Genomic DNA, 12,508 nt, shown 5'->3' with positions numbered 1-12,508 from the left:
GCCCGCCGGTTCCGCGCAGGGAAACGGGGGGCGGCACGAAGAGGGTCAGAACAGGCGGAGCTTGTCGTCCTCGATGCCGCGCAGGGCGTCGTAGTCCAGGATCTGGCAGTCGATGCCGCGGTCGGTGGCGAGGACGCGGGCCTGGGGCTTGATCTCCTGGGCGGCGAAGACGCCGCGGACCGGGGCCAGATGGGGGTCGCGGTTCAACAGGTCCAGATAGCGGGTGAGTTGCTCCACGCCGTCGATCTCGCCCCGGCGCTTGATCTCCACCGCCACCGTCCCGCCGTCCGCGTCCCGGCACAGGATGTCCACCGGGCCGATGGCCGTCATGTACTCGCGGCGGATGAGCGTGTAGCCCTCGCCGAGCGTGTCGATGCGGTCCGCGAGCAGTTCCTGGAGGTGCGCTTCCACGCCGTCCTTGATCAGACCGGGGTCCACGCCCAGTTCGTGCGAGGAGTCGTGGAGGATCTCCTCCATCGTGATGATCAGTTTCTCGCCCGCCTTGTTGATGACCGTCCAGACGCCTTCCTCCTCGCCGCCGCCTTCCTTCAGCGTGCAGGGCGGCGACATCCAGTTGAGGGGCTTGTAGGCCCGGTCGTCCGCGTGGATGGAGACGCTGCCGTCCGCCTTGACCAGGATCAGTCGGGGCGCCGAGGGCAGGTGGGCGGTGAGCCGGCCGGCGTAGTCGACCGAGCAGCGGGCAATGACGAGACGCATGGTCGGCAACGCTACTCGACGCGCGCCGGTGTGCGCGATTCGCCCAACCCGCTCCCTGTGTATCGCCCCAATTGTCCCTGGAAACTCTTGTTCATCCCTGGCCGATTGTGTGCCAGAGCAGACCGTTCCATATACGCATTCTGCTGGTGTGGTCACCGACCGTTGCCTACCGTAGGGAACGTGAGGTCGCGGCGTATGTACTGAGCGTGTTCGACATCGCGAACTCCCTTACCTGTCCGGCAACCCCTGCTCCGTGGGGGTGCGAGAGGAGAACCCATGTCGCTCGACGTCTCACCGGCCCTACTCGAAAAGGCCGAGCGAGGCGAGGTCGACGAAGCAGAATTCGTCGACTGCGTCCGGACCTCCCTGCCCTACGCATGGGAGATGATCAGCTCCCTGGTGGCCCAGCTGAAGGTCGACGGCGGTCCGTTCGCCGACAACCAGACGCCCCCGCCGGACGAGCAGGCACGCGGTCAGCTGCTGCGTGCGCTCGCGAGTGACGCCATCCGCGGCGCCCTGCAGCGGCACTTCGGTGTGCGGCTGGCCTTCCAGAACTGCCACCGCGTGGCGGTGTTCCCGCTCGACCCCGCAGTGGACGAGACGTTGACCCGCTTCACGTCGGTGCGCAGCCAGTTGCTGAACCAGTCGCCGGAGCTTCGGGACTGCTGAGGGGCAGTCCCGGTACGGCAGACACAGCCGCCAGCTTGCCGCTCCACCCGCGGGAGGTGCATTCACTACTGGGGCGGCAAGCCCCCAAGGGCCCCGTGCGGGCCCGCCGGGTCAGCGCAGCTGGGGCAGCACCTCGGTGCCCAGTCGCCGGAGGTTCTCCTCGGTGGCGGCGAGATCGCCCGAGCCCTCCACCAGGAGGGCGAAGCGGGAGATGCCGGTGCGCTCGGAGGTGGCCGCGAGCCGGTCGGCGGCGAGCCGCGGGGTGCCCACCGGGTGCAGTCCGCAGAGCAGTTCGGTGTAGGCGTGCGGATCGCGCATCGCGCGCGTCCGTCCGTCGACCGTCACATGGGCCTCCAGGCCCTGCTTCAGCCAGCCGGGCATCGCCTTCAGCAAGGTCTCCGCCGCGTCGGTGCGCCGGTCGGCGAGCTGGCACACCCCGGCCGAGACATGGGCCGCGTCCGCGATCTCGTCGTCCGGCCGGCCCGCCGCCCGGGCGCAGCGCCGCCACAGGGCGACCATCTCGGCCTTCTCCTCGTCCCCGACGTGCATGCCGAGCAGCATCGGCAGCCCGCGCTCGGCGGCCAGCCGTACGCTCGCCGGGGAGGTGCAGGCGATGACGACCTCGGGACCCGGCGTCTCCGTCAGGGCGTCCGACGGGCGGGGCACGACGGGGACCTCACGGAAGCGGAACCGCTCGCCGTCGGCCGCCACGCGCGGCTCGCGCAGCCAGCGCAGCAGCAGATCGAGTGACTCCGGGAATCCGTGTTCGTACGCCCCGAGGCCCGTGCCGAAAACCTCCAGGTCGACCCAGGGGCCGCCGCGGCCCACGCCCAGTGTGAACCGGCCGCCGCTCGTCAGATGCAGCAGCGCGGTCTGCTCGGCGAGGGCCACCGGGTGCGCGGTGGGCAGTACGCTGACCGCCGTACCGACCCGGATGCGACGGGTGCGGCCGAGCAGATACGCGGCCAGTGTGACCGCGGACGGGCACGTGCCGTACGGCACGAAGTGGTGCTCGGCCAGCCAGACCGCGTCCAGCCCGGCCTCCTCGGCGATCTCCGCCGAGCGGACCGCCCGGTGCAGGGCCTCACCCGGACCCTGGCCCGGGAACTGGGCGCCCAGCACAAAGCTTCCTACGTACATCGCATTTCCTGCTTCCTTGGCTCCGACCCGGAGCTCCCCCATCCGGCATAACCGTCTGACACGTGCCCAGGACACGGCCTGGCGGAGAGATTTGCGGATGATCTGCAGAATCGTGCGTCCTGGAGGGGGACTTGTAGGGGTTGGTGGTCCTTCGCGTACCCCGCTCCGCGGCGCGTACGCTGGATGCAGCCCGTGCTTCCCGTACAGCCCCGAGAGGTGTCCCGTGTCCCCGCGCCGCAACCGACCGAAGGCAGCCGGATCACCGGGCCGCAGCGCCGAGGACGACCCGGCCGGCCGGTACGGCGGCTGGCAGTCCACCGAGAGCTGGCGGGGTGAGGACTGGAGCGTGCGCCATGTCGCCGGGGCGAGCGCGGAGGGCAAGACCTACCGCTGCCCGGGCTGCGACCAGTTGATCGCCTTCGGCGTCCCGCACGTGGTGGCCTGGCCGGAGCACGCGGGCGTGGACGACCGCCGGCACTGGCACAAGGCGTGCTGGAACGCGAAGGACCGCCGCACCACGCGGGTGCAGCGGCCCCGTAACGCGCCGAAGTTCTGAAGAACCCCGGGCCTAGACGTCCCGGCTGCGCAGCAGCGCGTAGGCTCCGGCGCCCGCCGCCGCGGTCACGCCGAGCATGATCCACAGCGGCTCCCAGCCCGACGGGCCGGAGTTGGTGAGGGAGTTGGAGTAGAACACGCCCATCTGGTTCGGGATCGAGTACTCCAGCAGCCAGTCGCGGACCTTGTGCAGCGACTCGGAGAACATGAACAGCGCGATCACCAGCGGGGCGAGCAGCACGCCCAGCATGAGGGTGATGGCGCCCGCCGAGTGCCGCAGGACCGAGCCGATGAGCAGCGACAGCAGCCCGAGCAGGGCCAGGTAGAGGCTCACCCCGACGGTGGCCTTGAACCACTCGCCGCCGGTGGGGGTCCGCGCGCCGTTGCCCTGCACCATGGAGTTCTGGACCATGGCCACGAAGGACGCGGCGGCCAGCGTGATCACGAAGGCGAGGACGAAGAACACGATCGCCTTCGCGGCCAGCACCCGGCCGCGGCTCGGGCACGCCGTCATCGTCGTCCGGATCATGCCGGTGCCGTACTCGGACGCCGTGGTCAGCACGCCGAGCGTCATGATGCAGATGCTGCCGAGCAGCAGCCCGAAGAAGCCGAGCTGCAGCGGGTTCTGGTCGTTCAGCTGCGAGGAGGAGTGGCTGACCACGGCGCCGGCCAGCAGACCGATGCCGATGACGAGGACCACGAACACGCCGAGCGTCCACATCGTCGACCGCACCGACTTGATCTTCGTCCACTCGGAGGCCAGCGCATGCCCGAGGTGGGTGCGCACGACCGGGATCGGCGAGGTGTAACCGGGGTACGACCCGCCGGGCGCCGCCTGCCAGTCGGGCGAGGCTGCGGGGGCCTGCGGCATCGGGGGCTGGTGGGTGCTCATCGGGCGTCGTCCTTGGGCTGGGTCCGGGTCGGGTCGGCGGGAGCGGGAGCGGCGGCGGGCGCCTGCTGCGGGGCCGGCGGCGCGGCCGGCACCTGACCCTGCGGGGCGGAAACCGGGGCCTGGCCCTGCGGGGCGGAAACCGGGGCCGGGGCGGGCGCGTGGGCCTGCTGCGGGGTCGGCGGTGCGGTCGGGGCGGGGGCTGCCGGGGCCTGGGCCGCGCCCGGTGCCTGGGCCTGGTGCGGTGCCTGGGGGGCCGCGACCGGGGGCTGGGGCTGCTGGGCGTACGGGTTGGGTGCCGGGGCGCCGTAGGGGCCCGGCTGGGCGGCGCCGTACGGGCCCGCGGGGGCAGCCGGGCCGGACGGGGCCGCGGTCTGACCCTGGAAGGGCCCGCCGCCCTGCTGGGGCGGCGGTGGGGCGTACCAGCCGGGCTGGCCCTGGCCGGGCACCGGCATCGGCGGCTGCGCGCCGGGCGGCAGCGGCTGCTGGAGGCCCGCCTTCTGGTCGATGGTCGAGCGGTAGTCCACGGCGCCCTGCGTCATCCGCATGTACGCCTCCTCCAGCGAGGCCTGGTGCGGCGACAGCTCCCACAGCCGTACGTCCGCCTCGTGCGCGAGGTCGCTGATCCGGGGCAGCGCCAGGCCGGTCACCCGCAGTGCGCCGTCCTGCTCCGGCAGGACGTGGCCGCCGGCCTCGGTGAGCGCGGAGGTCAGCTTCTCGCGCAGCTGCGGCTCGGTGTCCGGGGTGCGCACGCGCGCGAAGTCGGCGGAGTTGGCCGAGATGAAGTCCCTCACGCTCATGTCGGCGAGCAGCTGGCCGCGCCCGATGACGATCAGGTGGTCGGCGGTCAGCGCCATCTCGCTCATCAGGTGCGAGGAGACGAAGACCGTGCGTCCCTCGGCCGCGAGGGCCTTCATCAGGTTGCGGACCCAGAGGATGCCCTCGGGGTCGAGGCCGTTGACCGGCTCGTCGAACAGCAGCACCCGGGGATCGCCGAGGAGCGCGGCGGCGATGCCGAGGCGCTGGCCCATGCCGAGCGAGAAACCCTTGGAGCGCTTTTTGGCCACGGCCTGCAGGCCGACGACCCCGAGCACCTCGTCCACGCGCCGGGCCGGGATGCCCGACAGCTGGGCGAGGCTCAGCAGGTGGTTGCGGGCCGTGCGCCCGCCGTGCACGGCCTTGGCGTCCAGCAGCGCACCGACCTGGCGGGGCGCGTTGGGCAGCTTGCGGTAGGGGTAGCCGCCGATGGTCACTGAGCCGGACGTGGGATTGTCCAGCCCGAGGATCATCCGCATCGTCGTCGACTTGCCCGAGCCGTTCGGCCCGAGGAAGCCGGTCACGGCTCCGGGCCGCACCTGGAAGGAAAGGTTGTACACGGCGGTCTTGTCGCCGTAGCGCTTGGTCAGGCCGACAGCCTCGATCATGCTCCGCACCCATCGAAAGGTTCAGGACAGCGGGGCGCACGCCCCCGTAAGGGTTAGGAGGATATCGAGGCGCTGACGGTTCCGCCCAAGGGAAAGTAAAGCCGAAGTACTACGGTGCGTGCGTTCTAGGGCTACTGGGCGTCCCGGCGCTTGAGGACGACGTAGCCGCCCAGGAGCGCGGCGATCACCCACAGCACCATGATCCCGAGCCCGCCCCAGGGCCCGTACGGCCGGTCGTCACCGATTCTCGGCACCACCTGCATGATCCTGCTGCCCGCCTGGTCCGGCAGGAACCGGCCGATCTTCTTCGTCGCGTCGACGTTGCCGAGGATGTTGGAGATCAGGAAGAAGAACGGCATCAGGATGCCGAGCGACAGCATCGGCGAGCGCAGCATCGCGGCGACCCCCATGGAGAACACCGCGATCAGCGTCATGTACAGCCCGCCGCCGATCACCGCGCGCAGCACGCCCGGGTCGCCGATCCGCGCCCGGTAAGGGCCGAGCATCGCCTGCCCGAGGAGGAACGCGGCGAAGCTGGTCGCCATGGCGACCACCAGCGCGAGCGCGGTGGCCACCGCCACCTTGCTGAACAGGAAGGTGCCCCGGCGCGGCACGGCGGCCAGCGAGACCCGGATCATGCCGGTGCTGTACTCGTTCGACACCACCAGCACCCCGAACACGATCATGGCGAGCTGGCCGAGCGTCATGCCCGCGAAGGACACGAAGGTGGGATCGAACGACAGCCGGTCGCTGATCGGCATCGAGTCGTACTGGCTCCGCGACAGCGCGGAGATGAGCATCCCGAGCGCGATGGTGACGACCACGGCCACCGACAGTGTCCACACCGTGGACGCCACCGAGCGGATCTTGGTCCACTCGGAGCGGATGACCTGTTCGGCTGCCATGGTCTTCACGCCCCCTTCCAGCCGGTGCCCCGGTCCTGCCGGGCGACTCCCGGGCCGGCCTGCGCGTGGTACTCCACCGCCTCGGCCGTGAGCTGCATGAACGCCTCCTCGAGCGAAGCCTGCTGGGTGCTCAGTTCGTGCAGCACGATCCCGTGCCGCGCCGCCAGCTCGCCGATCTGCTCGGCCTTGCCCCCGTCCACCTCCAGCGGGCCCGCGCCCGCCTCGACGACGGTGATCCCCGCCTCGTGCAGCACGTCGAGCAGCCGCTCGCGCTGCGGTGAGCGAAGCCGCACGTACGAGCGCGCGTTCTGCTGGATGAAGTCGGCCATGGAGGTGTTCGCGAGCAGCCGGCCCTGCCCGATGACCACCAGATGATCGGCGGTCAGCGCCATCTCGCTCATCAGATGGCTCGAGACGAACACCGTCCGCCCCTGCGCGGCCAGCGACTTCATCAGGTGCCGGATCCAGTGGATGCCCTCCGGGTCGAGCCCGTTGACCGGCTCGTCGAACATCAGGATCCGCGGATCGCCGAGCAGCGCGGCGGCGATCCCGAGCCGCTGCCCCATGCCGTACGAGAACCCCTTGGCCTTCTTCCTCGCCACGGCGCCGAGCCCGACCGTCTCCAGCACCTCCGCCACCCGGCGCCTCGGGATCCCGTTGCTCTGCGCGAGGCACAGCAGATGGTTGTAGGCGCTGCGCCCGCCGTGCACGGCCTTGGCGTCCAGCAGCGCCCCGACGTACGTCAGCGGGTCCTCGAGCTGGTCGTAGTGCTTGCCGTCGATCCGGACGTCGCCGGCCGTCGGGTGGTCGAGCCCGAGGATCATCCGCATGGTGGTGGACTTCCCGGCCCCGTTGGGCCCGAGGAACCCGGTGACGATGCCAGGCCTGACCGCGAAGGTGAGACGGTCGACCGCCACCTTCTCCCCGTACCGCTTGGTCAGGCCCGTCAACTCGATCATGCGCCCACGCTAAGACGGGAAAAAGCCCCCTGCCACTTGAGGGCAGAGGGCTCCGCGACGCGCCCCGGAAGGGACGCGGGGAACTGCGCGGCCGACCACGACGGACCGGCAGCTCCCCACCACCCCTCGGTTACCGGGTCTGCTGCGCCGGCACCCCGCGGGAAATGGGCTCGTCCTCACCCGGCGTACCCGCGGCGGCGACAGCGGCGCCGGTCAGCGTCGCCAGCATCTCGCGGACGTTCGTCAGCTGGGCGTTGATGCTGTCGCGGCGGTTGGTGAGGGCCGCCAGCTCCCGCTCGGACTCCGAACGGATGCGGTCCGCCTTGGCATTGGCGTCGGCCACGATGTCCTCGGCCTGGCGCTGGGCCGTCTCCACCGTCTGGCGGGCGCGGCGCTCGGCGTCCGTGCGCAGCTTCTCCGCCTCCAGGCGCAGCTGCTCGGCGCGGTGCTCGATCTCCGCCAGCCGCTTCTCGGCCTTCTGCTGACGCGAGGCCAGGTCGCGCTCGGACTGCTCGCGGCGCTTGGCGAGGTTCGTCTCGAAGTCGGCGGCGGCCTGCGCGGCCTTGGCGCGGGTCTCCTCGAAGAGGGCGTCCGCCTCCTCGCGCTTGGACTGCGCGTCCTTCTGCGCCTCGGCGCGCAGCTGGGAGGCGTCGCCCTTCGCCTTCTCGACGATCCGGACACCCTCGTCCTCGGCCTTGGCCTTGCGCTCCGCGGCGTAGGACTCGGCGTCGTTGCGGACCTGCTGGGCCGCGGACTCGGCGAGGTCGCGGTGCTGCTCGGCAGCCCGCCGGGCCTCCTCACGCAGCTCCTTGGCCTCTTCCTCGGCCAGGCGCAGGATCTTCTCGACCCGCGCGCCGAGACCCGCGTACGACGGCTCGGCGTCGGTGACCTGGGCCTGGGCGTTCTGCGTTTCGAGGTGCAGCTCCTCGATGCGCTTCTCCAGGGCGGTGATCCGGGTGAGAGCGCTGTCACGGTCGGAGACGAGCTTGGAGATACGTTCGTCCACCTGAGCGCGGTCGTACCCACGCCGCACAAGCTCGAAGCCGTAGGGGGAAGTGTCGCTCATGGGGTTCCTGTCAATGAGACCGGTGAGGTGATAAGGGGAATCCTAGGGGCCGAAGCGGTGTGTCATCGAGCGGATACGTGTTTGATCTGGAGAATGAGACCCCTTTTGAGTGGCTGACGGCCGGAAGGCTTGCCAAAGACCCGGGCAAAGCCCCCAGAAGACACCGGAACGTCCCCGGCGCGCTAGCCGTCTGACGACTTGCCACCCGTTCGGGGGGCGCCGACCGTCGCACCGGCCTTGACTGCGCCGTCCTTGCCGGCCGACGGGGTCTCGAAGGACTCGAGCGCCTCCAGCACGTCCTGGACGCGGGAGATCTCGGCGTTGATGTCCTCGCGGCGGCGCACCAGGATCTCCAGCTCGCGCTTGCCCTCCTCGACCGTGCGCCGGGCCTCCCGGATCGCCTCGGCCTTCAGCTCCTCGGCCTCCTTGACGAGGCTGGCCTTCTTCTGCTCGGCCTCCTTGAGCAGCCCCTCCGCCTTCTTCACGGCGGCGATCCGCACCCGGCCCGCCTCGGAATCGGCGTCCGAGACCAGCTCCTTGGCCTTCGCCTCCGCCTTGGCCAGCTGCTCCTCGGCGGCCTTGATGAGCGCGTCGCAGCGGTCGCCGGTGGACTTCATCGTCTCGGCGGCCTCGCGCCGGGCCCGCTCGTGCAGCTCCTCGATCTCGGCCGTGATGCGGTCGCGCAGCTCCTCGGCACGCTCCCTGATCGCGGTCGCGTCCCGGCGGGCACCCACCAGCAGCTCGTCCGCGTCCGTACGGGCCTTCTCCACCAGGGAGTTGCCCTCCACCGTCGACTCGGCCACGATCCGCTCGGCCTCGCTGCGGGCCGCGCCCACCATCGTGTCGGCCTGCGACTCGGCGTCCGCGGTCGTCTTCAGCGCCTGCTGCTGCGCCTCGGTGAGCAGCTTGTCGGCCTCGGCCGTGGTCTCCGTGATGAGCGTGTCGACCTGCTCGGCCGCCTCCGAACGGCGCTTGTTGGCGTCCTTGCGGGCCTCGTCCAGGGTCCGCTCGGCCTCCTCGCGCGCGGAGTTGACGAGCCGTTCGGCCGCCGCCTCCGAGTCCGCCCGCAGCCGCTCGGCGTCCGCCCGCACCCGCTCGGCGTGCTGCTGGGCCGAGGCGACCGTCTGCGCCGCCTCGGCGCGCAGCCGCTCGGCTTCGCCGGTGGCCTCCCCGATGAGCTGCTCGGCGTTCGCCAAGGCCTCCGCGCGGACCCGGTCCGCCTCGGCCACGGTCTCCGACTGCAGCCGCTCGGCCTCGGCCAGCGCCTCCGTGCGCACCCGGTCGGCTTCGGCGACCGTCTCGGTCTGCAGCCGCTCGGCCTCGTTGCGGGCCTCGGTGATGAGGGTGTCGGCCTGGGTCGCGGCGTCCGAGCGGATGCGGTTGGCGTCCTCGCGGGCGTCCGCCCGGGTACGGGACGCCGCCTGGTCGGCCTCGGCCAGCGCGTCCGAGGCCTCCGTGCGCACCCGCTGGGCGTACTCGCCCGCGTCCGCGCGCAGCCGCTCGGCCTCCGCGATCGCCTCCGCGACCGTACGCTCGGCCAGCGCCTTGGCGGCCTCGGTCTCCTCGGCGGCCTCGCGCCGGATCCGCGAGGCGTCCTCGCTCGCCCGCTCCCGCTCGGCGTAGGCGTCGGCGCGGACCCGGTCCGCCTCCTCCTCGGCCTCCCGCCTCGTACGGTCCGCCGCGTGCTCGGCGGCCGAGCGCAGCCCGGTGATCTCCTCCTGCGCCTGCTCGTGCAGCCCCGTGACGGAGTCCCGCACCTGCTGGGCGTGCTGCTCGGCGGCCGAGACCATCTCGGTGGCGCGCCGGTCGGCCTCCTCCACCAGCCGGGTCGCCTCGGCCTGGGCCTCCTCAACCCGCTTGCGGGCGGAGGCCAGCAGCTCCTCGCTCTGCTCGCGGGCCCGCTCCCGCTCCTGGTCGGCCTCGGCCCGCGCGGAACCGAGGGTCTCCTCGGCCTCGCGGCGGCGCCGGGCGGCCTCCTCCTGCGCGGCGGCCAGCGTCTCGGACGCCTCGGTGCCGAGCCGCTCGGCGGCGGCCTGCGCCTCCGCACGCACCCGGTCCGCGGTCTCCTGCGCCTCGGTCCTCAGCCGCTCCGCCTCGGCGGCGGCCTCGGAGCGCAGCCGTACGGCGACGGACTCGCCCTCGGCGCGGGAGGCGGACGCGTCGGCCGCGGCCTCGTCGCGCAGCCGTTCGGCCTCGGCCTCGGCCTGCTGCTGGAGCGTGCGGATCCGCTCGGCGGACTCCGCGCGCAGCCGCTCGGCCTCCTCGGCGGACTCGCGGCGGATCCGCGAGGCCTCCTCACGAGCCTCGACGAGCGCCTGCTCGGCCGACTCCAGCCGCTCCTGCGTCTCGGTCTGGAGCCGGGTCAGGTCCTGGGCCGCCTCGGTGCGCCGGGCCTCGATCGCACGCTCGGTCTCCTCGCGCAGCTCGCGCGCGGCGGTCTCGGCGTCGGTGCGGACCGCCTCGGCCTGCTCCTCGGCCTCGGCGCGCAGCCGCTCGGCCTCCTTGCGGCTGCGCTCGAGGGTCTCGTCGGCCTGCCGGCGCAGGCTGGTGGCCCGCTCGATGGCCTCGGTGCGGACCTTCTCGCTGTCGGCGGTCGCGCTCTTGCGCAGCTCGTCGGCGTCCACCTTGGCCTTGGCCAGCAGCTCCTCGGCGGACTTGGCGCCCTCCTCGATCTGCGTGACCGCCTCCCGGCGGGCCTCCGCCCGGATCGACTCGCCCTCGGCGACCGCGTCGGCGCGCAGCTGCTCGGCCTCGCCGCGCAGCCGGCGGGCCTCCTCCTGCAGCTCGACCGTCTTGGCGCGGTACTCCTTGGTGTCGTCCTTCGCCGCACCCTTGAGCTGGGTGGCGATGTCGTGCGCCTCGGCGCGCAGCCGGTCCGCCTCGGCCTCGGCCTCGGTGCGGATCCGCTCGGCCTCCTCGGCGGCGGCCTTGGTGGTCTGCTTGGCCTCCTCGGACGCCTTGTTGAGCACGTCCTCGGCGGTCTTGGCCGCCTTGGACAGCTGGGTGGCGCTCTCCTCGGCGGTGATCGTGCGGGCCTTCTCGGCGGCCTCGGCGACGATCTTCTCGGCCTCGGCACGGGCGTCCGCGACCAGCTGCTCGGCCTCGGACCTGGTGGTCTCGGCCTCCTTGGTGGCCTCCTCGACCAGCCGGGCGACCTGCTCCTTCGCCGTACGCGTGCGCGACTCGCCCGCGGCCTCGGCGCTCGAGAGGGTCTTCGCGGCGGCCTGCTCGGCCTCGGTGACCAGCTTCTCGGCCTCGGCCTGCGCCTTGCGCAGCGCCTCCTCGGCCGCCGCCATCCGCTCCTCGGCGGCCCGGCTCAGCTCGGCGGCCTGCCGGCGGGCCGCGTCCGACTCGCTGGCCGTGCTGGTGCGCAGCTGCTCGGCGTGGTCGGTGGCCTCCTGGGCCTGGGTGGACGCCGCGTTCAGCAGGCGCTCGGCGTCCGTGCGGGCGCGGCGCAGGATCTGCTCGGCCTCCGTGCGCGCCGCCTCGGCGTCGCTCTGCAGCCGCTGGCGGGCCTCGTTCGTCAGCCGCTCGGCCTCCGCGCGGGCGGCGGCCAACGCCTGGTCGGCCTCGGTGCGGGACTCCTCCAGCAGGCGGCGGGCCTGCTGCTCGGTGCGGGAGCGCAGCTGCTCGGCCCAGGCCACGTTCTCGTTGACGTGCGACTCGACCGTGGCGCGGCGCTCGGCCAGCTCCTGGTCGAGCTGCTGGCGCCGGGTGACCGCCTCCTGGTGCAGCTCGGCCTGCAGCCGGGCCGCCTGCTCGGCGTGCTCCTGGAGGATGCGCTGGGTCTGCGCGCGGGCCTCCGCGGCCATCCGCTCGGCATCCTGGCGCAGCTGGTCGGCCTGGATCTGGGCATTACGGAGCAACTGCTCGGCCTGGTAGCCGATGTCACCGCCGTCGTAGGCGGGCCGGGTCATGAGGGTGCGGCGCGCCTCGTGCAGCTTGGCGCGCAGCACCTCGACCTGGTAGCCGAGGTCCTCGGCGTGCTGGATCGCCTTTTCCCGCTCGGTCCTCAGCCGCTTCATCTCGGCCTCGAACCGAGAGAGGTGGTCGACGTCAGCCGCCGGCTCTCGCTCCTGGCTCTCGTAGCCCCGCACTGCGCGGTCCCATCCGTCCCCTGGTCAGCTTCTGCAACGAGCCTCGTCCATCCGCCGAACGGGGCCCCCGGGGAAATGGTGTCAGAT

The 12,508-nt window shown here is 72.3% G+C and carries 10 protein-coding genes; 2 read left to right on the top strand and 8 right to left on the bottom strand.

The window, feature by feature from the left end; all coding sequences use genetic code 11:
• Positions 1-45: 45 nt before the first annotated feature.
• Positions 46-717 carry an endonuclease NucS gene (gene nucS / locus A6P39_RS15180; RefSeq protein ID WP_067054179.1) on the bottom strand — a complete coding sequence of 224 codons (672 nt, stop codon included), beginning with the start codon at positions 715-717 and terminating at the stop codon, positions 46-48.
• A gap of 276 nt (positions 718-993) precedes the next feature.
• Here nucS and A6P39_RS15175 point away from each other — a divergent pair, with 276 nt between their 5' ends.
• Positions 994-1,386: an SCO5389 family protein gene (locus A6P39_RS15175; protein WP_067054177.1), complete on the top strand. Its 393-nt coding sequence runs from the start codon at positions 994-996 to the stop codon at positions 1,384-1,386.
• Positions 1,387-1,497: 111 nt separating this feature from the next.
• Here the strand turns inward: A6P39_RS15175 and A6P39_RS15170 are convergent, their stop codons facing one another.
• The gene (locus tag A6P39_RS15170; RefSeq protein WP_067054175.1) at positions 1,498-2,526 is read right to left on the bottom strand and encodes an LLM class flavin-dependent oxidoreductase; all 1,029 of its coding nucleotides are present in this window, start codon (positions 2,524-2,526) and stop codon (positions 1,498-1,500) included.
• Positions 2,527-2,749: 223 nt separating this feature from the next.
• Between A6P39_RS15170 and A6P39_RS15165 the strand changes: the two genes are divergently transcribed.
• Positions 2,750-3,082, top strand: a complete 333-nt coding sequence (locus tag A6P39_RS15165) for an ATP/GTP-binding protein (protein WP_067054173.1) — start codon at positions 2,750-2,752, stop codon at positions 3,080-3,082.
• Positions 3,083-3,094: 12 nt separating this feature from the next.
• Here A6P39_RS15165 and A6P39_RS15160 read toward each other — a convergent pair whose 3' ends face one another.
• The 6 genes from A6P39_RS15160 to scy form a co-directional block, all read right to left on the bottom strand.
• Positions 3,095-3,973, bottom strand: coding sequence for an ABC transporter permease (locus tag A6P39_RS15160; protein ID WP_067054171.1), 879 nt, complete (start codon positions 3,971-3,973; stop codon positions 3,095-3,097).
• The gene (locus tag A6P39_RS15155; RefSeq protein ID WP_067054169.1) at positions 3,970-5,394 is read right to left on the bottom strand and encodes an ABC transporter ATP-binding protein; all 1,425 of its coding nucleotides are present in this window, start codon (positions 5,392-5,394) and stop codon (positions 3,970-3,972) included. Before A6P39_RS15155 ends, A6P39_RS15160 begins: the two co-directional genes overlap by 4 nt.
• 131 nt (positions 5,395-5,525) lie before the next feature.
• The gene (locus tag A6P39_RS15150) at positions 5,526-6,299 is read right to left on the bottom strand and encodes an ABC transporter permease (protein WP_067054369.1); all 774 of its coding nucleotides are present in this window, start codon (positions 6,297-6,299) and stop codon (positions 5,526-5,528) included.
• Positions 6,300-6,304: 5 nt separating this feature from the next.
• Complete coding sequence (locus A6P39_RS15145) at positions 6,305-7,258, bottom strand: ATP-binding cassette domain-containing protein (RefSeq protein ID WP_067054167.1); 954 nt, start codon at positions 7,256-7,258, stop codon at positions 6,305-6,307.
• Between the two features lie 130 nt (positions 7,259-7,388).
• Complete coding sequence (locus A6P39_RS15140) at positions 7,389-8,324, bottom strand: cellulose-binding protein (RefSeq protein ID WP_067054165.1); 936 nt, start codon at positions 8,322-8,324, stop codon at positions 7,389-7,391.
• Between the two features lie 182 nt (positions 8,325-8,506).
• Positions 8,507-12,421: a polarized growth protein Scy gene (gene scy / locus A6P39_RS15135; RefSeq protein WP_067054163.1), complete on the bottom strand. Its 3,915-nt coding sequence runs from the start codon at positions 12,419-12,421 to the stop codon at positions 8,507-8,509.
• Positions 12,422-12,508 lie beyond the last annotated feature (87 nt).

It is taken from the genome of Streptomyces sp. FXJ1.172 (genome assembly GCF_001636945.3).
In the GTDB taxonomy this organism is placed as follows: Bacteria; Actinomycetota; Actinomycetes; order Streptomycetales; family Streptomycetaceae; genus Streptomyces.
The sequence above is the reverse complement of the archived record's forward strand: the minus strand, read 5'-3'. Positions and strand labels throughout refer to the sequence as shown.